Annotated in this window: 24 protein-coding genes; 10 read left to right on the forward strand and 14 right to left on the reverse strand. The window is 65.5% G+C overall.

The window, feature by feature from the left end:
• Positions 1-18: 18 nt before the first annotated feature.
• From D107_RS0110065 to D107_RS0110110, 10 genes are all read right to left on the reverse strand, one after another.
• The gene (locus D107_RS0110065; protein ID WP_026279299.1) at positions 19-426 is read right to left on the reverse strand and encodes a DsrE family protein; all 408 of its coding nucleotides are present in this window, start codon (positions 424-426) and stop codon (positions 19-21) included.
• A gap of 8 nt (positions 427-434) precedes the next feature.
• Positions 435-881 carry a glycine cleavage system protein H gene (locus tag D107_RS0110070; RefSeq protein ID WP_018867548.1) on the reverse strand — a complete coding sequence of 149 codons (447 nt, stop codon included), beginning with the start codon at positions 879-881 and terminating at the stop codon, positions 435-437.
• A gap of 110 nt (positions 882-991) precedes the next feature.
• Positions 992-1903, reverse strand: coding sequence for a CoB--CoM heterodisulfide reductase iron-sulfur subunit B family protein (locus D107_RS0110075; RefSeq protein WP_018867549.1), 912 nt, complete (start codon positions 1901-1903; stop codon positions 992-994).
• On the reverse strand, positions 1896-2612 hold the full coding sequence (locus tag D107_RS0110080) for a 4Fe-4S dicluster domain-containing protein (protein ID WP_018867550.1): 717 nt from the start codon (positions 2610-2612) through the stop codon (positions 1896-1898). The genes D107_RS0110075 and D107_RS0110080 overlap by 8 nt, the downstream gene beginning before the upstream one ends.
• Before the next feature lie 49 nt (positions 2613-2661).
• Positions 2662-3534 carry a hypothetical protein gene (locus D107_RS0110085; protein WP_018881374.1) on the reverse strand — a complete coding sequence of 291 codons (873 nt, stop codon included), beginning with the start codon at positions 3532-3534 and terminating at the stop codon, positions 2662-2664.
• Positions 3473-4501: an FAD-dependent oxidoreductase gene (locus D107_RS0110090; protein ID WP_018877060.1), complete on the reverse strand. Its 1029-nt coding sequence runs from the start codon at positions 4499-4501 to the stop codon at positions 3473-3475. Before D107_RS0110090 ends, D107_RS0110085 begins: the two co-directional genes overlap by 62 nt.
• Before the next feature lie 23 nt (positions 4502-4524).
• On the reverse strand, positions 4525-5931 hold the full coding sequence (locus D107_RS0110095) for a heterodisulfide reductase-related iron-sulfur binding cluster (protein WP_018867553.1): 1407 nt from the start codon (positions 5929-5931) through the stop codon (positions 4525-4527).
• 43 nt (positions 5932-5974) lie between these two features.
• Entirely contained in the window at positions 5975-6649 is a 675-nt protein-coding gene (locus D107_RS0110100) for a 4Fe-4S dicluster domain-containing protein (protein ID WP_017941141.1), read from the reverse strand.
• Positions 6650-6838: 189 nt separating this feature from the next.
• Positions 6839-7069 carry a sulfurtransferase TusA family protein gene (locus D107_RS0110105; protein WP_017941140.1) on the reverse strand — a complete coding sequence of 77 codons (231 nt, stop codon included), beginning with the start codon at positions 7067-7069 and terminating at the stop codon, positions 6839-6841.
• 137 nt (positions 7070-7206) lie between these two features.
• On the reverse strand, positions 7207-7536 hold the full coding sequence (locus D107_RS0110110; protein WP_018867554.1) for a rhodanese-like domain-containing protein: 330 nt from the start codon (positions 7534-7536) through the stop codon (positions 7207-7209).
• A 199-nt stretch (positions 7537-7735) separates the two neighbouring features.
• Between D107_RS0110110 and D107_RS0110115 the strand changes: the two genes are divergently transcribed.
• From D107_RS0110115 to soxB, 3 genes are all read left to right on the forward strand, one after another.
• Positions 7736-8089, forward strand: coding sequence for a hypothetical protein (locus D107_RS0110115; protein WP_018867555.1), 354 nt, complete (start codon positions 7736-7738; stop codon positions 8087-8089).
• Positions 8090-8165: 76 nt separating this feature from the next.
• Positions 8166-9587, forward strand: coding sequence for a M48 family metalloprotease (locus D107_RS0110120; RefSeq protein WP_026280789.1), 1422 nt, complete (start codon positions 8166-8168; stop codon positions 9585-9587).
• 94 nt (positions 9588-9681) lie between these two features.
• Positions 9682-11490, forward strand: a complete 1809-nt coding sequence (gene soxB / locus D107_RS0110125; protein WP_018877062.1) for a thiosulfohydrolase SoxB — start codon at positions 9682-9684, stop codon at positions 11488-11490.
• 142 nt (positions 11491-11632) lie between these two features.
• Here soxB and D107_RS0110130 read toward each other — a convergent pair whose 3' ends face one another.
• The gene (locus tag D107_RS0110130; protein ID WP_026279302.1) at positions 11633-12070 is read right to left on the reverse strand and encodes an RT0821/Lpp0805 family surface protein; all 438 of its coding nucleotides are present in this window, start codon (positions 12068-12070) and stop codon (positions 11633-11635) included.
• A gap of 293 nt (positions 12071-12363) precedes the next feature.
• On the opposite strand from D107_RS0110130, the gene D107_RS0110135 reads away from it, so the two are divergent.
• The 4 genes from D107_RS0110135 (at position 12364) to D107_RS0110150 (ending at position 16279) form a co-directional block, all read left to right on the forward strand.
• The gene (locus tag D107_RS0110135) at positions 12364-12702 is read left to right on the forward strand and encodes a hypothetical protein (protein WP_018867559.1); all 339 of its coding nucleotides are present in this window, start codon (positions 12364-12366) and stop codon (positions 12700-12702) included.
• Positions 12703-12849: 147 nt separating this feature from the next.
• Positions 12850-13389, forward strand: a complete 540-nt coding sequence (locus D107_RS0110140) for a YjbF family lipoprotein (RefSeq protein WP_026279303.1) — start codon at positions 12850-12852, stop codon at positions 13387-13389.
• A 17-nt stretch (positions 13390-13406) separates the two neighbouring features.
• On the forward strand, positions 13407-14171 hold the full coding sequence (locus D107_RS0110145; RefSeq protein WP_018881376.1) for a capsule biosynthesis GfcC family protein: 765 nt from the start codon (positions 13407-13409) through the stop codon (positions 14169-14171).
• Positions 14168-16279, forward strand: coding sequence for a YjbH domain-containing protein (locus D107_RS0110150; protein ID WP_018881377.1), 2112 nt, complete (start codon positions 14168-14170; stop codon positions 16277-16279). The genes D107_RS0110145 and D107_RS0110150 overlap by 4 nt, the downstream gene beginning before the upstream one ends.
• 251 nt (positions 16280-16530) lie before the next feature.
• Here the strand turns inward: D107_RS0110150 and D107_RS0110155 are convergent, their stop codons facing one another.
• The 3 genes from D107_RS0110155 to D107_RS0110165 are packed head-to-tail and all read right to left on the reverse strand — an operon-like array spanning position 16531 to position 20310.
• Positions 16531-18711: a polysaccharide biosynthesis tyrosine autokinase gene (locus D107_RS0110155; RefSeq protein ID WP_018881378.1), complete on the reverse strand. Its 2181-nt coding sequence runs from the start codon at positions 18709-18711 to the stop codon at positions 16531-16533.
• A gap of 22 nt (positions 18712-18733) precedes the next feature.
• A complete protein-coding gene (locus D107_RS0110160) occupies positions 18734-19177 on the reverse strand; it encodes a low molecular weight protein-tyrosine-phosphatase (protein ID WP_018867564.1) in 444 nt (147 codons plus the stop codon).
• Positions 19178-19179: 2 nt separating this feature from the next.
• Positions 19180-20310: a polysaccharide export protein gene (locus tag D107_RS0110165; protein ID WP_018867565.1), complete on the reverse strand. Its 1131-nt coding sequence runs from the start codon at positions 20308-20310 to the stop codon at positions 19180-19182.
• Positions 20311-20426: 116 nt separating this feature from the next.
• On the opposite strand from D107_RS0110165, the gene D107_RS14065 reads away from it, so the two are divergent.
• From D107_RS14065 to D107_RS0110175, 3 genes are read left to right on the forward strand one after another with little or no spacing between them, the layout of a single operon-like run.
• On the forward strand, positions 20427-20696 hold the full coding sequence (locus D107_RS14065) for a hypothetical protein (RefSeq protein ID WP_155985249.1): 270 nt from the start codon (positions 20427-20429) through the stop codon (positions 20694-20696).
• The gene (locus tag D107_RS0110170; protein ID WP_018881379.1) at positions 20693-21718 is read left to right on the forward strand and encodes an NAD-dependent epimerase; all 1026 of its coding nucleotides are present in this window, start codon (positions 20693-20695) and stop codon (positions 21716-21718) included. Before D107_RS14065 ends, D107_RS0110170 begins: the two co-directional genes overlap by 4 nt.
• Positions 21718-23571, forward strand: a complete 1854-nt coding sequence (locus tag D107_RS0110175) for an ABC transporter ATP-binding protein (RefSeq protein ID WP_018881380.1) — start codon at positions 21718-21720, stop codon at positions 23569-23571. The genes D107_RS0110170 and D107_RS0110175 overlap by 1 nt, the downstream gene beginning before the upstream one ends.
• Positions 23572-23581 lie beyond the last annotated feature (10 nt).

Here is a 23581-nt window from a genome sequence, read left to right on the forward strand (position 1 = left end):
TCAAATAAAGCGGGAAAATTAAAACGTTATCGTTTTATCACTGCGTAGTATCAGGTCGGCTAGTTCGCTCGCCCGATTCACTTCATCGACTTCGTCGATGAGATCCGAAGACGCGTCGATTCTATACCCCGGCAGCGCGGGCTGGCAAACGTGCAGCCGCACTCCGGCGCGCTTCGCGTCCTGAATAAAATCCTTGATCAATTTGCCGTCTTCCATGGCCCGAAGGTCGTCCGCGACCCCCTTCTCCATCAGGCGCACGCCTTCCATAGTGAAGAAGATATAGACATCCACGTCCATGGACGCCATCACGGAACCGAGATAGAACGGGGTGGCACAGCGCCCCGGCGTCGACGGGCCCGAGGTCATGATGATCACGACCGTCTGCTCGTCGTTGTCCAGGTAGTAGTCGTCGTCGAGATTCGCCATGGTTTCGCTCACCGCAGCTTGCGCTGGCACTGGATGTCGTCATCCTTGGCCCGCTTGCAATAGCCTTCCTCGGCCTTGTCCCCGGTGAGGAACTCCTCCAGCGCCGCCTCGACCCCATTGGTGGGCTCGACCCGGGCGATCCAGGCATTGTACGGATCGGAGTTCAGCAGCACCGGATTCTCCAGCACCTCGTCATTGCCCTCGACGATCTTGCAGTCGATGAAGTTCGGAATCGGGCCTGCCCACTTGCCACTCTCGATGGTCGCCACCGGCTTGCCCGGGGGGCGTCGCGTGCCGGGGCGCCGGACGCGCACGTGGATGATCTTCCCCGCGATCGTCTGCGACAGGTCGGTCATCCCCACCGTCAGGGTGTCGTCGTCCTCGCGGCGCAGCCAGATCTGGAACTCGTCGTCGTAGAACAGTTCAGGGTGAAACTCGCAGCCGTTGCAATCCATGTTTCGCCTCGTTCCCGGGACCGAGCGGACCCGTGCCTCCACAAAAAACGGGCGCCAGGCGCCCGTCTTCTGAACTCGTCAATGGGCCATGCTGGGCATGGATCGGGGGATCAGATGACCCCCTTCTCCTTCAGCAGACCGATCGAGTCACTCACGTTTTCGTGAATGCCCAGCTTGCGCGGGGACAGGCCCATGGCCAGACCCAGCAGCTGGGTGAAGTACAGCACCTTCACGTCGGTCTTGATCCCGAACTCGGTCTCGGCGCGCACCTGATGCATCTCCAAGCCGGAGTGGCAGGTCGGGCACTCGGTCGCGATCACTTCCGCGCCGGAATCCTCGGCCGACTGCAGCAGGTTCAGCACCAGCTGGGTCGAGGTGTCGGAATCCGACAGCGTATGTGCCCCGCCGCAGCAGGAGGTCTTCAGCGGATACTCTACGTTCACCGCACCGGCGGCACCCAGCAGGTCGTCCATGAAGTGCGGCTGGTAGCTGGAGTCAGAACCCGGGCCGTTGTCCTTCTCGGGGAAGATCTGGCGCGGCCGGGTATACATGCAGCCGTAGTAGTTGGCGACCTTGATGCCGTTCAGGCTCTTGGTCATCTTCTGCTTGATCCCCTCGGGACCCAGCTCTTCCATCAGCCACTCGAGCAGGTGCAGCGTGCGCACGTCGCCGCTGTAGACCGGGTCGTCCGACTTGCGTGCCAGATCCTGGACGGTATTCATCGCGTCCTCGGAGGTGGCGGTCTCGTACTCGGCCTTCTTCAGGTTGTGGTAGCAGCCGTTGCACGGCGCCATCACGGTGTCCATGCCCATCTGCTCGGAGGCGATCGCCATGTTCCGCGCGGACAGGTAGGTCTGCAGCATGGGATGGACGTTCTTCACCTCCATCGCGCCACAGCAGTTCCAGTCCCGCAGGTTCTCCATCTCGAGACCCAGCGCCTTGACCAGCACGCGGGTGGAGCGGTCGTACGGCCCACCGGAGCCCTCGAGCGCGCAACCCGGATAGTAAGCAACCTTAGCCATGAGCGGCCTCCTTCTGTTCGCGCACGTAATTCTTCAGCACGTCCCCGGTCTTGCCCCAGGACTTCGTGCGCGGCGTATGAATCGTGTTGAAGCCCATCGCCATCAGATGCTTCACCGGCAGGTGCTTCATCATGCGGAAGATGAACACCTTCAGCCATTCCTGCACCAGCGGCTGGCCGGTCTTCTTGAAGAAGTTCTGCATGACCTTGCCGTCTTCGATGCGGCCGGTCTTGTAGATCTGGTCGGCGAACTCTTCGTCGAAGTGCGTGGACGGGGCCTTCTCGGTGATCCCTTCCTCTTCCATCCAGTGCGCCAGGGCCTTCATCACACCTTCAGGCTTCACGTCCTTCGGGCAGATGTTCGTGCACTTGTTGCACGAGACGCACTGCCAGATGATGTCCTTGTCCTTGACCAGCTCTTCCTTCATGCCCAGGCGGGTCAGGTAGATCCAGTAGCGCGGATTGAACTGCACGTTCTGCGCGTACATCGTGCAGGAGTTCGTGCACGAACCACACTGCCAGCAGCGGTGGACGTTTTCGCCACCCGCGAAGCTCTGGATCTTCGATTCGAAATCGTCGTCGTAATCGCGCACCGTGCGCGGGGCGATCATGGTGTTCCAGTGGCCGGACACATCCACCCCGTCGACCACCAGCTCATCGTGCTGCTGGAGGCGCTCGTCCTCGATCAGTGCCTTTTCATGTATTGCCATGACGTCTCTCCGAAAACCTGTGTAGCCAGGCTCAAGTTCGTTCCGTTATTCAATGCAGCGACGCATCGGTTCCTTTCAGGCGACCTTCCGGGGAGTCGATCCCCAGCATCTTGACAGCCAGTTCCAGCGGGTCCTGCTTGGTACCGAACTGGCTGTCGATCATCCCCAGACTCATCGACAGCGACCGGGCATAGTCCGAATAGGCCTGCACCCAGACCAGGTCCGTCACGAACGGCAGGTCCCGATAGAAGCCCTCCTCGGCCAGCGCATCGAAAAACCAGCGCCGCGCCCCCTCGATCGCCCCGACGGAATCCCCGATGGGGATCGACCGGAGGGTGTCATTGCCGCGGATAAACTCCCGCAGCGCACCCGTCGTGGTCGACGTATCCCAGACCCAGCGACACGCCAGCGGCATGGCCTCGGGGTCCGCGAAGTGCAGGATCTCGGCACCGAAGTCCCAGATCGCTCGCCGCAGCTTCTTGTCGTCGGCCGCCAGGTCCGCGAACCCGGCGAGGCGCTCGTTGACCTCGACATCCGGCCGCACCAGCGCCCGAACCCCGTCGACCAGCGCACCCTGTCGTTCGGCCATCAACGCGCCCAGCTTACGCCGGACCGAGAACACCAGACCGCCAAGGGTCCGGACATCTTCGGCATCGATCTCGTCGCCCTTGGCCACGATCGCGGCAAACACCTCGTGCTTCGACCGCAGGGCCTCGATGAAGGTCTCCAGTCCGTCGACCCCGCCGGCCTCGGCGATGGCCTCGTTCAGACTGTTCAGCTTCGTCGCAAGGATCTCCTTGTCGAAGCTGACCTCCAGCGGCTCCGGGGCAAGCCCGGAAGCCGCCGCGTCGCTAACGACCTCAGCCGGCTTTCTGAACCAGCGCATGCAGATCCGCAACCGCGCGACCACCAGCGGCGGCACCCTGGGCGATCGAGTCATCGATCGTCTCGGGACCGTAGGCCGCACCGCAGGAATAGACGCCCTTGCGGGTGGTGCCACAGGTGTTGGTGTACTGCTCGGCGCGCTCCAGGAAGCCGTGCTTCTCGAGCCCGACACCGAAGACCTGCGAGATCTCGGGATTGTCGGCGTTCGGGTCCATGCCGATCGCGTGCACCACGATGTCGAACGGGATGACGATCGGACGCTTGACCAGGGTGTCTTCGCCCTTGACCAGCAGGCGGCCATCACCAGAGGCCGTCACTTCGGCGATACGCGCCTTGACGAACTTGGTTTTGAACTCTTCCTGGGACTTCCAGTAGAACTTGTCTTCGTACAGGCCGAAGGTCCGGATGTCCATGTAGTAGATGAACACGTCGGTTTCCGGCGAGATCTCCTTGATCTCCATCGCAAGGTTGGCGGACACGGTGCAGCAGATCTTGGAGCACCACTCGCGGCCGATCTGGCGGTCACGGGAACCCACGCACAGCAGGATGCAGACCCGCTCGGGCACACGGCCGTCGGACGGGCAGGCGATCTTGCCGCTGGCGACCATCTGCTCCATCTGGGTGGTGGTCAGGACGTCTTCGTACGTCCCGAAACCCCACTCCGGCTTGTTGATGGAGTCGAAATGGGTAAAGCCGGTGGCGAGCACCACGGCGCCGGCCTGGACCGATTCGCCATTGGTCAGGGTCGCGGTGAAGTTGCCGGCTTCGCCGTCCAGCTTCTCGACCTTGGCACCCTTGTGCACGGTGGCGTTCGAGTCATCCTCGACACGCTTGACCATGCGGCCGATGGCGTCCTTCGCCCACTCGCCGGAGGGCACCAGCTTGGCGTAGCCCGAGAGGATCGGGGCGCCCCCCAGGACGTCTTCCTTCTCGACCATCACGGCCTTGAAGCCAGCCGAGGTGACATTCGCGGCGGCGGCCAGACCGGCCGGGCCACCACCCACTACTAGAACGGTATCTTGCTGCATCAGACCTTGCCCCCGTAAGCGAGTTCAGGATTGTAGAGGTATTCGATATTGCCGGCCTCGACCTCCTTCAGGTACTCCTGGAAGGTCTTCTTGGCCTCGGACCAGGACATGCCCATCTTCTCGACCAGGTCCTCGCAGGGCGACGCATGCCACTGCAGCTGGACGATCTTGAACGGATCCGCACCGCAGGCCAGGGCCGCGAACTGGACTTCCGCCATGATCGGGATCTGGAAGTTCTGGTTGTGGGCCTTACCGATCCACTGGTTCTTGTCCATGGTGGTGACGCAGCCGGTGTCGTTGGCCAGCATCACGTCGGCGTTGGCTTCCTCGCGGGCCACGCGGATCTTGCGATCCATCGTGAACGAGCGGGTGAACTCGCGCTCGGAGATGATGTGGCGGAAGCCGAAGCCGCAGCAGTCGTACCAGGTCGAGTAGTCGATCACCTGAGCACCCAAGGCCTGGGCGGTGGAGGTGATGATCGCGGTACGGTTGCCACCCAGCACGGACGGATCGTACACCGCGTCCTCGTGCACCATCTTGTAGTAATGGCAGGCCACGTGGGCGGTCGTGCGGATATTGGAGACGTCGATGGTCTGCAGCTCGGAGGCAATGCGGTTGCGCATCACGTGCACCCACTCGGAGTAGTGGATGATCTCTTCCGGGATGACCAGCTTGCCGTCGACCAGGCGACCCAGCTTGCCGAGGATCTTGGTGACCTTCTCGCGCAGCTCGGCGGACTCGACCAGATACTTGCGGATCTCCTTATAGTTACCAAAGGAGGTGCCGCAATGGACCAGCGGGTAGAAGTGACCCAGCTCGTGCCCGTGCTGCTTGCCGGAGACGTAGGCCTGGTGGAAGTTGCGCAGGAACACCGCCGCCAGCGACTCGACGTTCCCGATACCGGAGCCGTGGTAGTTCCACGCGGTGCAGGAGGTCTGGTCGGTCTCGTCCAGGTAGTCCTTGCCCGGCTCGAAGCCGAACTTGTTCATGAACCACAGCAGCGAGGTCGGGTAGCCCGGGATGTTGCCGCACTGGCCGCAGGACTTGTGGTGCCACAGCTGCTTGGTCGGGACCTTCTTCTCCCAGCCGAACAGGGTGTTCACCGACATCGGCTCGTGCTGATCCTCGATGCGATGGATGATGATCTGGCCGTCCTTCTCGAGCTCGTACATGTGCTCGCGGACGTCATCCATGCGATCACCAAGATCGATGGTGCGGCGGTCGACGTGCTTGCGCACCCAGTCGGTGGCCTTGACCGCGTCTTCCTTCGACAGATCGGTCGACTGGAAGAACGAACCGTGACCGGCAATGCCCTGGCCGTCGGTGTTGTGGTAGCCCGGCTTCATGGTGCCGGCGCCAGCGCCTTCACCATTCTGGTTGTGATTGCCTGGGGTCTGTTCACTCATAACGCTTCTCCTGATGTCTTGGATGCGGGATTCGGCGAGCGACTTATTCGTCGTCTTCCTCTTCCTGCTCCTCGAGCCAGTCTTCATAGTCCTCGCGCTTCTCGTCGATGAAGTCTTCGATCACGTCGAAGAGGTTCTCGTCCATCAGCTCGAGGGACTTCAGGACCCCGGTCATTTCCCAGATGGTGTACATCTCGACCGAGGTCTTCAGGGACACTTCCCAGGCGGTCTCGACCGTCTGCAGCGTCTTCACCGGAATCGCCTTGCGCAGGATGCGCAGATCGCCTTCCACCTTCTGGATGTTGGGGCCCCAGTCAGGGAAGTGATCGGGCTGGATCATGTCGGGGGACAGCTGGTTACCCGTGGTGATCAGCTTGAGCATGACGCGGCCGAACGGACGGAGTACGTCCTTCGCGGACTGCATCTCGTGCTTGATGGCCACTTCGCGCATGATCGCGACCAGGCCACCGGGAGAGTTCTTGAACGGGCAGCGCGCCGCACAGGTCATGCACTGGGCGCAGGCCCAGATCTTTTCCTGCATCGCGTCGTAGATCTGCTCGACGTTCTCGGTCCAGAGCAGCTGGACGATCTCGCGTGGCGAGTAATCGTAGAACTGGGCGGACGGGCACGTGGCCGTGCAGATCCCGCAGTTCAGGCAGCCGTTGAGCTCGTGGTCGTAGCGAAAATCTCCGCGGATATCGTCGAAGATTTGCTGCATCTCAGCGTATGTCGCCATATCTCACACCTCTTCGCTTTAGGCGATGCAGGTTTCTTTGTGAACCTTGCGCAGCCAGCCTAGACCTCGTCCAGGCACCAATCCAGTTACCGCATGGCAACCGTCGTTATTCAGGATTCGGGGCGGTCAACCCTTGCGGATTGCCGCCCCGAATCAAGCGTTTGAAACGCTTCAGGCCTTCTTTACGAGGAAGTAGAACTTGCCGCCTTCTTCCTTGTGTTCCATCAGCTCGTTGCCGGTCTGCTTGGCGAAGGCCTGGAAGTCCTTCACGGCGCCCGGATCGGTGGCGATGATATGCAGAACCTGGCCGGCGTCCATCGCGGCGAGCGCCTTCTTGGCGCGCAGAATGGGCAGCGGGCAGTTCAGGCCGGAAGCATCGAGTTCTTGGTCAAAGTTGGCCATCGTTTCTCTCCTTTGAGTGCGTTTTATCAGTCGGGTACTGCAGTCCGAATCGGGCCCTGAACGCGACAGCCTCGACCGAACAGTTACCTGCCGAATTCCCCCTTATAGGCGAAACGGCATCGGAATACAACCGAATTCTAATCCGGGCTTACCACCGGCTTGCCCGTCTGTGCCCAGCCGACGATGCCGCCCCGCAGGCTGCTGGCGCAGTCGACACCCTGCTGGGCGAGAAAGGCACAGGCCTGCGCGGATCGGGCGCCACTCTGGCAGTAGATCACCAGCGGCGTGTCGTCGCCGGTGAACTCGTCCTTGCGCATCGGCAGGGTCGCCAGCGGGATCAGCTCGGCACCCGGAATGACCCCGCGCCCGGTCTCGCCCGGCGAGCGCACGTCGAGCAGGCGAAAGGTCTTGCCTTCGCTGCGCCACTGCTCCAGTTCGTCCGGGGTGATCTCGCTGAATCCGTACACGCTGTGCTCCGGGTCGTCTCGTCGTGGAATGCGAACTCTCGCGACTCCCGCCGGCATGCCTTCGGCGCTGACAGCGCAAGAGTGGGCGCGGAGCATAGCGAAACCGGCCGCAAATGCAAACAAGTCCGACGGCGGGCAGGTGGATGGTCGCCCGTGGCGAAAAGTTCTGCTATGGTCGCTCCCGCTTCAGGAAACGCTGATGCATACTGATCAGCTTCATTGCTTCGCGGAGGATATCCCGGTGGACAAGAGCGAATTCCAGGTGGACGGCCATTACGCCGTCACGCTGAAAGACGAAAACGGCAAGCTGCGCCCCGCCAACATCTATGTGCACGACATGCAGGACGACTACATGATCGCGCGCCGCACCTCCGGTGGCGACGTCGGCCTGCTGTTCAAGATGGGCTACGACGACATCGTTAAGAAGGTCCGGACTCACAAGGTACTGGATCGCAAGAAGTTCATGGTGCCCGAGGCGATGCTCAAGCCGAAGCTGTGGGAAACCCGTGACAGCATGCGCACCTATTCGTCGGCCCCGGGGCTTGGCAAGTAACTACGCCTCCCGGCATTGCCGCAATGCAGGGCCGGCGCCCGCCGGCCCTCGCGGCCTGCTGTTTATTGCTCATTTCCTGCTCGCCGCGCTGCTGGCGCTGGCACTACTGGCGGCCCCGCCCGCCCACTCCGGCGGGGTCTCCCTCCCTGATCTCGGCGAGGCCTCCGGCGGCGTCCTGACCCCCGCCGAAGAACGCGAGCTCGGTCGCTCGCTGCTGCGCGAGATCCGCCGCACCGCCCCGCTGGTCACCGACCCCGAGGTCGTGTTCTACGTGGACTCGCTCGGGCGCCAGCTCCTGGCTAACGCCCCCAGTGCAGACGGCCCCTTCTACTTCCTGACCGTAGACAACGGCCAGGTCAACGCCTTTGCGATGCCCGGGGGCATCATCGGCATTCACTCCGGACTGATCCTCGAGGTACGCGATGAAGCCGAACTGGCGGCGGTCATGGCACACGAGATCGCCCATGTGACCCAGCGTCACCTGGCGCGCATGTTCGCGCGCGGGCGCGACATCAACTTCACCACCGGCCTGGCGATCCTGGCGGGCATCCTCGCCTCCGCGGTCGACCCGACGCTGGGCTCGGCGGTCATCACCGGCGGCGTGGCCGGCGGCATCCAGCAGCAGATCAACTTCACCCGCGCGAACGAGGCCGAGGCCGACCGCGCCGGCATGCAGATCCTGCAGGGCACCGGGCTCGACCCGCACGCGATGGCGGATTTCTTCGAGCGGTTGCAGGAGCTCTCGCGCGGGGTCGGCGACCAGGTACCGGAATACCTGCGCACCCACCCGGTGACCCTCGACCGCATCACCGATGCCCGCAACCGGGCCAGCCAGATGGCCGCGACCGAAACCCGCGCCCGCGGGCCCGAATTCGAATGGATGCAGGCCCGCGTGCAGGCCCTGAAAGACCCGCGCCGCACCCTGGAGCGCTTTCGCGCGACGGACGCCCCATCCCCCGCGCGGCGCTATGGCGCAGCCGTCGCCTATCTCGAGCGCGGAGAGGCCACCCGCGCGCGCGAACAACTGGAACGGCTCGATGCCGCCGACGCCCCCGGGCTGACCCTCGAGCTGGCGTTCGCCGCCCTGCTGCGCGAGGAGGGCGAACATGAACAGGCCCTCGAGCGGCTGCAGGACCTGGACGCGGTGTACCCCGGCCACCCGGTGATCCGGGAACGCCTCGCCCGCGTACACCGGGATCTTGGCCAGCCCGATCGCGCGATCCGCATCCTGTCGGACATGATCCGCCAGGAGGCCGCCCCCAACCCGGAGCTGCTGCGCCTGCAGGCCGACATCGCGGACGGCGCGGGCTATGTTGCAATCAGCCGCGAAGCCATGGCCGAATACTTCTTCCACCGCGCTCAGTATGAAGAAGCGGTCCGCCAGTTCGAGGCCGCCATGGACGCCTCGGATGCCAGCGAACGGGACCGTCAGCGTATCGAGGACAAGCGTGACTCCGCCCGCGAGACCGCGCGCGAGGCCCGCGAGGGGCGGCGCTAGGGAATGCACGCCGGCAACGGATCGTCTACCTCGCGTCGCAAAATGTCTTTACTGCCATTCACCACCAACCCGGAATAGAGAGGTAGGATTCCTCATGCACATCTCACGCCGAGAATTCATGCAGTTGCTGGCCGCCGCCAGCGCCGCCGGTTTCCCCCTGGGCACCGCTGCCTGCAGCAACAACAAGGGCGGCACCGCGGGTGATCCCTACGATGCGCTGGATCGCTTCGGCAACGTGCACCTGCTGCACTACACCGACTGCCACGCCCAGCTGAAGCCGATCTACTTCCGCGAACCGAACATGAACCTCGGCGTGGCCGACATGCGCAATCGCCCGCCGCATATCGTGGGCGAGCACTTCCTCAAGCACTACGACATCGAGCGCGACAGCATCTACGCGCACGCCTACACCAATCTCGACTTCATGGAAGCGGCCGAGAAATACGGTCGTGTGGGCGGCTTCGCGCACCTCAAGACCCTGGTCGACAAGCTGCGTGACTCCCGCCCGAACGCCCTCCTGCTGGATGGCGGCGATACCTGGGGCGGCGGCTCCGGCTCCGCGCTGTGGACCAACGCGCAGGACATGGTGGATGCACAGAAGCTGCTGGGCATCGACATCATGACCGGCCACTGGGAATTCACCTACGGCGCCGACCGCGTCGAAGAGGTCGTGAACGGCGACTTCGCCGACGCCGGCATCGACTTCGTGGCCCAGAACGTGCGCGACGTGGACTGGGGTGATCGGATCTTCAAGCCCTACGTGATCCGCGAGATGAATGGCGTGAACGTGGCGGTCGTAGGTCAGGCCTTCCCCTACACCCCCATCGCCAACCCGCGCTGGATGGTGGAGCAGTGGTCCTTCGGCATCCGCCCGGACGACATGCAGGAACAGGTCAACGCGGCCCGCGCGGAGGGCGCCGAGATCGTCGTTGCCCTGTCGCACAACGGCATGGACGTGGACATCAAGATGGCCGGCATGGTCGAGGGACTGGACGCCATCATGGGTGGCCACACCCACGACGCCGTGCCGCAGCCGCTGCCGGTGGAGCGCCCCGATGGCGGCACCTGCCTGGTCACCAACGCCGGCTCCAACGCCAAGTTCGTCGGCGTGCTGGACTTCGACTTCCGCGACGGCGCGATCCAGGACTGGGAATACCGCCTGGTGCCGGTGTTCGCCGAGATGCTGCCGGAACACCCGGGCATGGCCTCGTTCATCCACAACATGCGCAACAGCGAGGTCACCTGGAAGGGCGAAACCTTCAACATGGAGGAAAAGCTGTCCGAAGAACTGGCGGTCACCGACGACCTGCTTTACCGCCGCGGCAATTTCAACGGCACCTTCGACCAGCTGATCTGCGACGGCCTGATCGAATACAACGACGCCCAGATCTCCTTCTCCCCGGGCTTCCGCTGGGGCACCACGGTGCTGCCGGGCATGCCCATCACCTTCGAGCACGTGATGGACCAGACCGGCCTGACCTATCCGGAGATGACCCGCAACACCTTCACCGGGGCCCAGATCAAGGACATCCTGGAAGACGTCGCGGACAACCTCTACAACGCCGACCCCTTCTACCAGCAGGGCGGCGACATGGTGCGCGTCGGCGGCCTGAAGTACGCCATCGATCCGACCGCCGAGATCGGCAACCGGATCTCCGAGATGGAACTGGACGGCCGCAAGCTGGATGCCGACAAGGAATACGTCGTCGCCGGCTGGGCCAGCGTGCAGCAGAATGTTCCGGGCGGTGTCGGGGTCGACATCTGGGATGGTGTCGCCGAATACTTGCGCAGCCTGGACGGCAACGTACGCATCAGCGACCTCAACGAACCCAAGGTCAAGGGTATCGGCGAGGACAACCTCGGTTTCGTTCCGACCACCGAGGACATGTACCGCCGCTCCTGATCGGTTGCCGGCACCCGTCCGGGCCTTGCCCGGAACGAGAAAGCCCCGCTCATGCGGGGCTTTTTTGTGGCTGCGCGGCTCTCGACAGCCGGGCTTGACCGGTTACCACCGGAAACCAAGACCGAGCGATCACGCCTGGACGTCAGACGTTCACCCAGCGCCCGCTGGCATCGCGGCAGGCCGTGCCCGTGATGGTCTCCGGATATCCGTCCATCGTCGCCTGCACCTGATACTCGCGGCAGTCCTGCCCCGAGGAACGGTAGGTGCGGGTGGGCGTGGCCTGATACTGATGCCCGGTGTTCGGATTGCGCCAGGTCGAGCTCTGCCGGTCCGGGACCGTCTCCAGCGTGCGCGACACCCGCATCCGGTCGACATCGTCCATGCTGCGCCCCACCGAACCGCCGATCGCCGCACCCGCCAGGGTGCCGGCAATAATCGCGGCGGTACGCCCGCGCCCGCCACCGATCTGACTGCCGATCGCGCCCCCGGCGGCCCCGCCGATCAGGGCCCCGGTCTGCTGCTTGCTGATCGTCTGACACCCCGCCAGCAGTGCCACCGCACCCGCCAGTGCCAGCATCATCAGGATTTTGCTCATCATCTGTGCCTCCATTGCGCCGCCATCCGGCCACGCGATCACTTGGCCCATTCCAGCCTAGGCCTGCTTGGCTGAACCCTTCGTGAAGAGACCCGCGATGCGGCAGCCGGGACCGAATGTGACCTCCAGAGGGCAAAATTCCCAACCCGATCAAAACACGTACGCGAAACCCCGTATTCACCTCTCAAAATCACCCCCCTGCTCTGGCCCGCGGGTGCGCTCCCCTCCTAGACTGCATCCCGACAACCGACACCCCCGGTGAAGCGAGGAACGTGACCATGATCAAGAAGATACTTGCCACGGCCGCCGTTGCAGGCCTGTTCGCAACCAACCCCCTGATGGCGCAATCCGTCGGTACGACGGGCGGCCCCGCTGCGGCTGCCCCGTCCAGCGCCAGTTCCAGCGCGAGCGCCCCGCAGGGCCGCGCCAATGCGCCGGTGGCGGGCGGCTCTCCGTCCGGCGGCATCTCCGCGGCCGCTCGGTCCGAACCGGGCGCGATCTCGCGCATCGCCACCCGCTCCGGCCGTCTGGTCGGCCTGATTGCGTCGACCGGCACCACGCCGGGCACGGGTACCACCCCGGGTACCGGCACCACCCCGGCTACGGGCACCCGGTAACGCCAGCCCATGCGGACCAATCCGCTCTTCCCTCGCGAAGGCCGCCTCCGGGCGGCTTTCGCATGTCTGGGCCTGGGAATTTTCGTGAGCCTGGTCACGGGCTGCGGCAGCGGGGGCCCCACCCCGCTCGGGGCATCCCTGAAAGGGATGGTTTCCGGAGGCCCGGACGTGACCTCCCACGCCGAGGAGCTCCCGTACGCATCCCTCGCGGTCCACACCGAGAACCACCGCGGGCTGCTGATCCTCGGGGCGATGGCGAATGGGCACACGTACTGGCCAAGCGCCGAGGGACTGTCGCTCCAGTTGCGCGACGGGGGCCTCTTCGCCACGGCCGGTATGGGTCGCGACCTGCTCGGCACCCACTACCCAGGCATGGACGATTCCCCCTGGCGGAGTACCTCTCCCGCCGGCTACGCCATCGAGCGCCACGTCCGCGACGCCTCGGGGACCGTGGTGCGCCACGTCGGTGAGGGCACGCTCGAATGCAGCGCCCCCACCACGCGGGAATTGCCCCTGGCCACGCTGGAACTCGAGCGCTGTCGCGAACGGATCGACTGGAAACAGGCCGGCACCACCCGCGCCGAATTCTGGCGCGATCCCGAAACCCGCGATCTCTGGGAGTACGAAGGTCAGGCCTGGCCGGACGGTCCCGCGATCGCCTGGCAGGTGGCGCGTCCCTGGTGGTAGCCGCGGCTGGAGACCTCATGCAGAAGCCATTGCGTCTTTTCTGGCCGGTCCTTTGCGGGCTGGCGCTGATCCCGGCGGCTAGCCAGGCCGACACGGCACCGGCCGGGACGACCCTTCCCGACCACTGGGTCGCCTGGCAGGGCGAGCGGTCCGAACCGATCGACTGGGCCTACAGCTTCGGCCTGCGCAGCCGCGACAAACGTTCCGTGGACCACGAGCGCAAGCGACTGCTGGCCGAGATCGAACTGATCGGACAGACCATGGATATCGCCGGACGCCCGCAGACGGCGCGCGCTCTCAGCGACTGGAGCCGAACTGTCGAATCAATGGAGCCCGCACCCAGGGCGCGCAGCGCGGAACGTCTCGACCTGCCCTGGCTCCTGGCGAACCTGCGCCACGCGCCGGCCACGGCCGACCTGGCACACATCGGCTATTGCAAGCCACCCGACTGGGTGGAGCTGTGGTCCATGGAGGGGGTCCAGCGCTACGAATGGCGGCCGGGCATGACCCTGCAAGACCTGCTGGGGCAACCGTCGCGCACTGCCGTTCGCGGCTCCGATACCGCCGCCGTGGTGACCCCGCTCGGGGAGGTCCATGTGTTCGGGATCGCCCCCTGGAACCGGGAAGACAGCGTGATCGCCCCGGGAACCCGGGTGATGGCACACCTCAACATCCGCGACCTGGGCGGGACCCTGGAAGGCGACCTCCTCAACCAGCGCCTGCCCCGCTTTCTTGCCACCCGCCTGCCGGGTGACGACTGCACCCTACGGACCCTGCCATGAATCCACCCGCACTCCCCCAGCGCCGCCGCAGCCTGGTGGTTGCCGTACTCATCGGTCTGGGCATACCCGCGGCCCAGGCCGACGACTTCGGACTCGGACAGGGCCAGCGCGATACCGGCGGCATCGGCCTGCTGCAGACGCCCACGGCCCGCACCGGCGACGCCGGCCATTTCGCCGCGGGCTGGAACCGGACGTTCCCCTATCGCCGCTGGAGCGTCTTTGTCCAGCCGATGGACTGGATGGAACTGGGGTTCCGCTATGTCCAGGTGGAAAACCGGCCCTATCTGGCGGCCGGTGACGACGACCGCTACAACATCGACAAGGGGGCGGACCTGAAGCTGCGCCTGAAGCAGGAGACGCGCTACATCCCGGAGATCGCCGTCGGCTTCCAGGACCTTGGCGGCACCACCCTTTTCGGCGGGGAGTACCTGGTCGCGAACAAGCGCTGGAATAATCTCGATTTCTCCCTGGGCCTTGGCTGGGGCTATCTGGGCAACCATGGCGACATCGAATCGCCGCTGGGCTGGATCCACGACAGCTTCGACACCCGCCCACGGTCCGCCGGCGGCGGACAGGGCGGGCAGGTCGCCACACACCAGATGTTCCGCGGGCCCGCCGCCGTTTTCGGCGGGGTGGAGTACCAGACCCCCTGGGACCGGTTGTTGCTGCAGGTCGAGTACGAGGGCAACACCTATCAGCACGAACCCCAGAGCAATGCCCAGGAGCAGGACTCGCGTTTCAACTTCGGCGCCCGCCTGCGTCTGACCCGCAACGTGGAGCTGCACGCCGGCTGGGAACGCGGCAATACCGCCATGGTCGGCCTGCACTTCACCACCAACCTGGCCCGGCTGTCACAGCCCAAGGCCGATGACCCGGCCCCGGTCGAACCCGCCCATCTGGAGCGACGCGACTGGGATGCGGTCGCGGCTGACCTCAATGCCAACGCCGGGATTCACGTGACCGAGATTCGCCAGGTCGGCGACACCCTCCGAGTGACCGGCCAGCCCAGCCGTTTCCGCGACCTGAAGCAGTCCGAAGGCCGAGCCAATCGCCTGCTGGAGGCCCAGGCCGACGCCGGCATTCATACCTTCCAGTACCGCTGGCAGACCCTCGGGCTCGATCTGCGCGAGAGCCTGCACGATCGCGAGGCCTTTGGCCGCGCCCTGGCCTCGGCCGATCACGAGATCGACTACCGCCACGGCGTGCGGGTACGCGATGCCAAACCCTCGGACCACGAACGCGGCGACGTCCTTTACGAGGCCGAACCGCGCCGCTTCGAGTGGGGCATGGGGCCCTCGCTGGAACAGAACTTCGGCGGACCGGATGGCTATCTCTATCGCCTCTCGGCCTATCTCGACGCCAGCTATTTCCTGAGCCAGGGCACCTGGATCTCGTCCATGCTGTCCACCACGTTGCTGGACAACCTGGAGAACTACGACTACATCGCCGATTCGGAACTGCCCCGCGTGCGTACACACATCGGCGACTACCTGGCCGAGACGGATGTGGGGATTTCCAATCTGCAGGCCACCCACACCCAGCGCCTTGGCCAGGACTGGTACGCCATGGGTTACGGTGGCTTGCTGGAGACCATGTACGCCGGCATCGGTGGCGAGGTCCTGTACCGACCGTTCAACAGCCGCTGGGCCGTCGGACTGGATGCCAACTGGGTCCGCCAGCGCGCGTTCGACCAGCAGTTCGGCCTGCGCGACTACGAACAGGTCACCGGGCATGTCACTTCCTACCTCGACACCGGTGTGCAGGACATCCATGCGCGGGTCAGCGTGGGCCGCTACCTCGCGGGCGACATCGGGACCACCCTCGACTTCTCGCGCGAGTTCGACAATGGCGTAGTGGTCGGCGCCTGGTCCACATTCACCGACGCGGGCGACGACTTCGGGGAAGGAAGCTTCGACAAGGGCCTGTACCTGTCCGTGCCGTACGACTCGTTCTTCTCCACCTCCAGCCGCAACCGGGCCAACATCGCCTGGCAGCCGCTGACCCGCGACGGCGGCGCGCGCCTCAACCGGCGCCATCAGCTGTTCGACATCACCGAGGAACGCCAACTCGGCCGCTACTGGGACGACCCCGACGCCACCTGGCGTTAGATCCGGGTTCGTCCCTTCGGGTCCCCGGGCTGCGAATCGCCCTTTTCCCTGGACCGCGGCACGCCGACGGCCCCCGGCGGCAGCCGACACATAGGCCGTCGTGGGCTCCCCGGCACCGGCTCGAATAGCGCACCCGGTGAACGTGCGCGCCCCACCGCGCCGCGTTCCTTCCCCCCTCCAGCAAAAAGCCCCGGCAGATGCCGGGGCTCCGGTTGAGGCCCTTTCGGGCCCGGGCGCACGGTTACCGACTGCTACTTGTAGGAGTAGTGGTAATAGCCATACCCGTAACTGGTCGAGGCCTTGTACTCGATCGAGTTCAGGATGCACCCACGCACATCCACACCGGCCGCTTCCAGGCGGCGCCGGGCCGAGTCGATCTCGCGCAGCGGGTTCAGCTGGAAGCGCACGACCATCAGCGTGGTCGAGCACTGGCGGGCCACCACGGCGGCGTCGGTCACCGCCAGGATCGGCGGCGTGTCGATCAGCACCAGGTCATAGGCGCGGCTGACCTGATCGAGCAGGCGGCTGAAACGGTCTCCCATTAACAGCTCGGACGGGTTGGGGGGCGCGCTGCCGCGCGCGATGTAATGCAGCCCCTCGACCTCCGTACGACGCACGATGCCGTCCAGCGACTCGCGCTCGCCCAGGTATTCCGACAGCCCACCGTCGCTGCGCTGCCCGAAGGCGTGGTGCACGTGACCCTTGCGCAGATCCGCATCCACCAGCAGGACCCGCTGGCCCGCCTGGGCACAGACCGCCGCGAGGTTTACGGACACGAAGCTCTTGCCCACGTCCGGGCTCGGCCCCGTAATCACCAGTCGGTTGTTGGCCGCCTCGAGCATCGCGAAGTGCAGGCTGCTGCGCAGGCCGCGCAGGGCCTCGACCGCATCGTCGGCGGGGTCAATCGAGGCGAGCACGCCCCCCGGCACCTCATAGCCGCGCGGCTGGCGGCGCCGCTTGACCCGACGCAACAGGTTTTCCTGCTGCCGGGATCGCGGCACGCTGGCATACACCGGCAGGTCGATGCCCTCGATCTCTTCCTGCGACTCGACGCCGCGGTTCAGCATCCCGCGCACCAGGACCAGCGCAATGGCCAGACCACCCCCGAAGACCGTGGACAGCATCACGATCATCCGCCGCTGGGGCTCCACGGGCGACAACCCGGCCTGGGCGTCATCGAGGATGCGCACGTTGCCAACCGTGCTGGCCCGGGCGATATCCATTTCCTGCATACGATTGAGCAGCTGGACATAGATGTCCTGGTTGACCTCGACATCGCGGTTCAGCCGCAGGATCTGTTGCTGGGTCTCCGGGAGCGCCCCGACCTCCTGGTTCAGCCGGTCGCGCTCGCTTTGCAGTTTCTGGCGTTTCTCGATCAGGGCCGCATAGGTCGGATGGCTGGGCGTGTAGCGCCGGGAGATCTCGGCCTCCTCGAATTCCAGTTCGTTCAGCTGGCGCTCGAGGTTAACGATCCGGTCGAGCACGGTGCGGGTCTCCTGGGACAGGTCCACGCTGTCCCGTTCCATCCGGTAGTCGTTCAGGGCATCCTCGGCCTCCTGCAGTTGCCCGCGGACATCCGGGACCTTCTCCTCCAGGAACTCGAGGCTCTTCTCGGCCTCGGCGGCCTTGCGCTGAATGTTCTGTGTCAGATAGATCTGGTTGATGGTGTTCAGGATGCGGCGCGCCCGATCCGGATCCGGGTCGGTCAGGGCCAGACTGAACACGCCGCTCTCGCGGCCCTGCTGTCCGACATCGAACTGGGCCCGCAGGGCGTTGATCGCGGCCAGGTGGGAACGGCGCCGGATGTCGAAGCGAGCCCCCGGGGCCGCGTCCAGTTCCGCCACCCGCAGGCGCACGGCCCCGTCGAGAAACTCCGCATCCTCGCCAACGCGGCCCTCGCCCAGGTCGCGATCACCGCCCAGGAGCCGGTAGTGGTCGCCGTCCAGCACCTCCAGCGTGAAGGTTTGTCCCTCGTAGGCCTGGGACACCCGGAACTCGCCGACATTAATCGATTCTCCGGCCCATACGCTCGAGCCGGCGAAGGCGGGGCGCTCCATGCCGCGGCGCACCAGATAGTCACCCACCACCGGCATGCGCTGCGGCGTCACCTCCAGATCCAGCGATTCCTGGTCGACCGCGCGCCCGAGCACCATGCGCGAACGCAGGATCTGCAGCTCGGCCTCGACCCGGGGCTCCTGGCCCAGCATTTCGCGCACGTTCGCCAGGGGGCTGCTGAAACGCCCCATGTCCTCCACCTGCACCAGGGCATCGGCGCGGTAGATCGGGGTCGACAAAATCGCGTGCACCGCGCCGGCGACGGCGAACATCGCGGTGATCGCCAGGATCCACCACTTGTGGTCGAGCAGCTGGCCCAGCAGCCGGCCAATGTCCAGCTCGCCTTCCGGCGTGCCGGGGGAATGATTCCGGGTCATCGGTATGTACCTGTATCTAGAGTCATCGATTGAGGCGGCGTGCCCAGGCCTCGGCCGCTTCCACGAGCAGGGCATGGGTCTGCTCGAAGACCTCGGGGCTCTTGCCGTAGGGATCGGGGATATCGCGCCCCCCGCCCCCATCCAGCCAGTGCCCGAAGCGCATGGTCTTGCCCAGCACCTCCGGGTGGCGCGACCCGACCGCCTGACGCTGCCTCTCGCTCATGACCAGTACCAGGTCGGCGTGATGCAGGAAGTCAGGCTCCACCTGTCGCGCCACATGCGAGGCGACATCCAGCCCATCGGCCTCGGCCAGACGCCGGGCCTCGGGGTGGACGCCCTCCCCGACCACCGCCCCGAGGCCGGCCGATTCCACCTCGCGTGCGGGCAACCGGTCGCGCAGCAGGGCCTCGCCGACCGGGCTGCGGCAGATATTGCCGGTACAAACCACCAGAATCCGATTGAACATGGCTAGAGGTCATCCCCGAGGTTGCGAACATCACGCGTGGTACGGGACGCCTGATAGACCGCGCTCACGGTGGGCAGGAGCTGGCTGATCACGCGGTTCCAGCGCCCGAGCGGCGTGGTCGTGACGTAGACGATGTCCAGCGGCTCGAGCTCGAACTCGGCACCCAGCATCAGGGCCGAGGCATTGCGTGCATCCAGCTGATACACGGTGGCGAGCTTGTCGCTGTCCGGGGGGGACCGGCGGATCACGAAGATCCCGCTGGCGTCCGCGCGGGTTTCGTTAAATCCTCCGGCCTGGCTGAGGGCATCCATCAGGGTGACCTGGCCCCGCCCCAGCGGCAGACGCTGGGGATCGCCCACCTCCCCCATCACGTAGACCTGCTGGCCCGCGGTATCCGGAATGTGCAGGACATCGCCGTCACGCAGCAGCCGGTTCTGCGACATGTCCCCATGGCGCAGCATGTCGTACAGCGAGATGACGATCTCCTCCCCGTCGCGGGTCAGGATGACCTCGTGCCAGTTAGCCGAGTCCGCCAGCCCACCGGCATGCTGAATCGCATCGAGGACGGTCTGCGGGACATTGGTGACGGGCTGTACACCGGGCTCGCGCACCTCGCCGGTCACCCGCACGTTCTGCGAGTTGAATGCGGCCACGCGAACCTCGACCTGGGGCTCGTTCACGAATGCCGCCAAATCACGCGCAATGAGGTCGCGGACCTCCGCGACCGTGCGCCCCTCGACATGCACCCGGCCGATGTACGGATAGAAGATCGTGCCGTCCGAATGCACGGTGTTGCCCGATTCCACGGCGGAGCGCTCGCTCCCGGCCGGGATGGTCAGCTCCGGGTGCTCGTAGACGATGATCGCCAGCACATCGCCCCGACCCACGCGGTAGTCGTACGCGTCGACATCTTGTGCCAGCTCGTCGCTCACGCGGCGCAGATCCGGGGGCACCGAGCGTCCCTCCTGTGCCCGAATCAGCCCGAACGTGATCGGTTCAATATCCACCAGGTCCTCGATCGGGGCGCTGGAACTGCGCTCGGAGATATGCCCACCCGGGGCCCAGGCACAGCCGCCCAGGGTCATCCCCATGACCAGCGCCAGGGCCCAGCGTACGGCGGGTTTCTCGTTCATGGATCGTCCTCTTTATCGCGTTGCCGCAGCACCCGTGGTGCAACCAGTCGCGCGGCTTGATTCGTCATGGCGAGCGCGTGCGCACCCTCTAGCGGATGGTGCCAACCGTGTCACGAATGACCCGGATCGTCGCCGAACTGGCGCAGAATATCGGCGTCTCCCCCTGCCTCGACAACGCCCGGATCCGAAACTTACGGGCCCGTTCACAGCTTCGACGGATCGACCTCACGTTTCCCGGAAACGGCGTTGCGGGCCCGCGAACGGCGGTGCTTGAATCCATCGCGTTCCGTCCATGCGCGACTGTCCCGGACCTCCGTCACGCCGCATTCGCAGCGCTGCCGGAGGGCCGCGAACGGCCGCCATTCATCGAGGTAGAGGCGACATGAAAGTCCTGATCACCGGAGCAGCCGGCTTTATCGGCTCCCACCTGGCCCTGCGCCTGCTGGAACGCGGCGACACCGTGATCGGTGTCGACAACCTGAATGACTACTACGACCCGGGCCTGAAGCGGGCGCGTCTGGACCGCATCCGCGCCCTGCCGGCCGCCCGCCAGCACTTCGTGTTCGAGCAGCAGGACATCGCCGACCGTGCCGCGATGGAGCTGGTATTCCGCGAGCACCGTCCGCAGCGGGTGGTAAACCTGGCGGCCCAGGCCGGGGTGCGCTACTCGCTGGAGAACCCGGCGGCCTATGTCGATACCAACCTGGTCGGCTTCGGCAACATCCTGGAGGGCTGCCGCCACAACGGCGTGGAGCACCTGGTCTACGCCAGCTCCAGCTCGGTCTACGGCGCCAACACCACCATGCCGTTCTCGGTGCACGACAACGTCGACCACCCGCTGACCCTCTACGCCGCGAGCAAGAAGGCCAACGAGCTGATGGCGCACACCTACAGCCACCTCTACGACCTGCCGGTCACGGGCCTGCGCTTCTTCACCGTCTACGGCCCCTGGGGCCGCCCGGACATGGCGCTGTTCCTGTTCACGAAGAAGATCCTGGCGGGCGAGCCGATCGACGTCTTCAACTACGGGCACCACCGGCGCGACTTCACCTATATCGACGACATCGTCGAGGGCGTGATCCGCACCCTGGATCACGTGGCGCCGCGCAACCCCGAATGGAGCGGGGCCGAGCCGGATTCCGCCACCAGTGCCGCGCCCTATCGGCTCTACAACATCGGCAACCACGAGCCGGTGGAGCTGATGCGCTACATCGAGGTGCTGGAGGACTGTCTGGGCCGGAAGGCCGAAAAGAACCTCCTGCCGCTGCAGCCGGGGGACGTGCCGGACACCTATGCCGATGTCGAGGCCCTGCGCGTGGATGTGGGCTATGCCCCGGCCACCCGCGTGGAAGACGGTATCGCCCGGTTCGTGGACTGGTATCTGGGGTATTACCGGGCGGCCGCCTGATGGGCGTCTACCGCAAGACCCTGCAACTGCTCACGCCGGCGGAGAAACGCCGCGGGGCACTGGTGCTCGGCATGATGATGGTCATGGCGATGCTGGAAACCGCCGGCGTCGCCTCCGTGATGCCGTTTCTGTCCGTGCTCGGCAACCCGGAGCTGGTCGACACCAACCCGGTGCTCAACCTGCTCTACACCCGCCTGGGTTTCACCTCGGTGGATGCCTTCATCTTTGCCCTGGGGGCTGCCGCGTTCGGGCTGATCCTGTTCTCGGCGATCTTTCGCACCCTGACGCACTTCGCGATGAACCGCTTCATCGAGATGCGCCGCCACAGCCTGGGGAAGCGCCTGCTGGAGACCTACTTGCGTCAGCCGTATGCGTTCTTCCTCAACCGCCACAGCGGCGACATGGCCAAGAGCATCCTGTCGGAGGTCGACCAGCTGGTGCTGAACGTCTTCCGCCCCGGGATCACGATGATCGCCTACCTGGTCGTGACCTTCGCTATCGTGACCCTGCTGGTCATCGTGGACCCCTGGCTGGCGCTGGGCGTCGCCGTGGTGATCGGTGGCGTTTACGGCACGATCTTTCTCTTGGTGCGGGGACTGCTGGGGCGCATCGGGCGCGACCGTTCGCGCGCCAACAAGGAACGCTTCACCGCCGCCGGCGAGGCCCTGGGCGGCATCAAGGACATCAAGCTGCTGGGTCGCGAACACGCCTACCTGGCACGCTTCGACGCGCCCTCCAGGCGCCAGGCCCGGCATCAGGCCACCAACCAGACCATCGCCCAGGTCCCGAAATTCCTCATCGAGGCGATCGGCTTCGGTGGCATCATCGCGCTGACCCTGATCCTGCTGCACACCCAGGGCGGGACCGGAACCGACTCGCTCGGCGAGATCCTGCCGATCCTCGGCCTGTATGCCTTTGCCGGCTACCGCCTGCTGCCCGCCGCGCAGCACATCTACGCGGGCCTCGCCAAGCTGCGCTTCGGCGCCGCCGCCGTGGAGAGCGTCACCGACGACCTGCGCGAGCGCGAGGCGCTGGCGGAACTGCATCGCCAAGCCCCGCAACCCCTGTCCCCGCGCGAGTCGATTCAGCTCAAGGGCATCGACTACACCTACCCCGGTGGCCACCGCCCGGCGCTGCAGGCCATCGACCTGGAGATCCCGGTCGGCAGTTCGGTCGGGATCATCGGCACCACCGGATCCGGCAAGACCACGCTGGTCGACGTGCTGCTGGGACTGCTGCGGCCGACACAAGGCGACATCCTGGTGGATGACCAGCCAGTCACGGATGCCAACCTCCGTGCCTGGCAGCAGTCCCTGGGCTACGTGCCCCAGGACATCTTCCTCACCGACTCGACCGTCGCCGAAAACATCGCGCTGGGGATCCCCGCCGCACGGATCGACCATGACCAGGTCGAGCGCTGCGCGCGCATGGCGCAGGTCCACGAGTTCATCGTCCACGACATGCCGGAGCAATACGCGACCATGGTCGGCGAGCGCGGCGTGCGCCTGTCCGGCGGCCAGCGCCAGCGCATCGGCATCGCCCGGGCGCTCTATCACGATCCCGACGTCCTGGTCTTCGACGAGGCGACCAGCGCCCTCGACAACGCCACCGAGCGCGCCGTGATGGAGGCGATCGAGTCCCTGGCCCGGAGCAAGACCATCATCCTGATTGCGCATCGCCTCAGCACGGTTCGCGCCTGCGATCAGGTCGCCCTTCTGGAGCGCGGGTCGTTTACTGCCGTGGGCCGCTTCGACGACCTCGTCACCGACTCGGACTCCGAGTCCGAGTCCGAAACCGGCACGGCGCCGGCCCGATCCATTCCCACTCCCGCCGCCTCCGGCACGCATGGCTAGACCCATGGCA

This window comes from Thioalkalivibrio sp. ALE30, from assembly GCF_000377465.1.
Taxonomy (GTDB): domain Bacteria; phylum Pseudomonadota; class Gammaproteobacteria; order Ectothiorhodospirales; family Ectothiorhodospiraceae; genus Thioalkalivibrio.

Coding starts and splice junctions, on each gene's coding strand:
- D107_RS0110065 (WP_026279299.1), bottom strand. CDS start 426: ATGGCGAATCTCGACGACGACTACTACCTGGACAACGACGAGCAGACG.
- D107_RS0110070 (WP_018867548.1), bottom strand. CDS start 881: ATGGATTGCAACGGCTGCGAGTTTCACCCTGAACTGTTCTACGACGAC.
- D107_RS0110075 (WP_018867549.1), bottom strand. CDS start 1,903: ATGGCTAAGGTTGCTTACTATCCGGGTTGCGCGCTCGAGGGCTCCGGT.
- D107_RS0110080 (WP_018867550.1), bottom strand. CDS start 2,612: ATGGCAATACATGAAAAGGCACTGATCGAGGACGAGCGCCTCCAGCAG.
- D107_RS0110095 (WP_018867553.1), bottom strand. CDS start 5,931: ATGAGTGAACAGACCCCAGGCAATCACAACCAGAATGGTGAAGGCGCT.
- D107_RS0110100 (WP_017941141.1), bottom strand. CDS start 6,649: ATGCAGCAAATCTTCGACGATATCCGCGGAGATTTTCGCTACGACCAC.
- D107_RS0110105 (WP_017941140.1), bottom strand. CDS start 7,069: ATGGCCAACTTTGACCAAGAACTCGATGCTTCCGGCCTGAACTGCCCG.
- D107_RS0110115 (WP_018867555.1), top strand. CDS start 7,736: ATGCATACTGATCAGCTTCATTGCTTCGCGGAGGATATCCCGGTGGAC.
- soxB (WP_018877062.1), top strand. CDS start 9,682: ATGCACATCTCACGCCGAGAATTCATGCAGTTGCTGGCCGCCGCCAGC.
- D107_RS0110130 (WP_026279302.1), bottom strand. CDS start 12,070: ATGATGCTGGCACTGGCGGGTGCGGTGGCACTGCTGGCGGGGTGTCAG.
- D107_RS0110135 (WP_018867559.1), top strand. CDS start 12,364: ATGATCAAGAAGATACTTGCCACGGCCGCCGTTGCAGGCCTGTTCGCA.
- D107_RS0110140 (WP_026279303.1), top strand. CDS start 12,850: ATGGTTTCCGGAGGCCCGGACGTGACCTCCCACGCCGAGGAGCTCCCG.
- D107_RS0110145 (WP_018881376.1), top strand. CDS start 13,407: ATGCAGAAGCCATTGCGTCTTTTCTGGCCGGTCCTTTGCGGGCTGGCG.
- D107_RS0110150 (WP_018881377.1), top strand. CDS start 14,168: ATGAATCCACCCGCACTCCCCCAGCGCCGCCGCAGCCTGGTGGTTGCC.
- D107_RS0110155 (WP_018881378.1), bottom strand. CDS start 18,711: ATGACCCGGAATCATTCCCCCGGCACGCCGGAAGGCGAGCTGGACATT.
- D107_RS0110160 (WP_018867564.1), bottom strand. CDS start 19,177: ATGTTCAATCGGATTCTGGTGGTTTGTACCGGCAATATCTGCCGCAGC.
- D107_RS0110165 (WP_018867565.1), bottom strand. CDS start 20,310: ATGAACGAGAAACCCGCCGTACGCTGGGCCCTGGCGCTGGTCATGGGG.
- D107_RS14065 (WP_155985249.1), top strand. CDS start 20,427: ATGACCCGGATCGTCGCCGAACTGGCGCAGAATATCGGCGTCTCCCCC.
- D107_RS0110170 (WP_018881379.1), top strand. CDS start 20,693: ATGAAAGTCCTGATCACCGGAGCAGCCGGCTTTATCGGCTCCCACCTG.
- D107_RS0110175 (WP_018881380.1), top strand. CDS start 21,718: ATGGGCGTCTACCGCAAGACCCTGCAACTGCTCACGCCGGCGGAGAAA.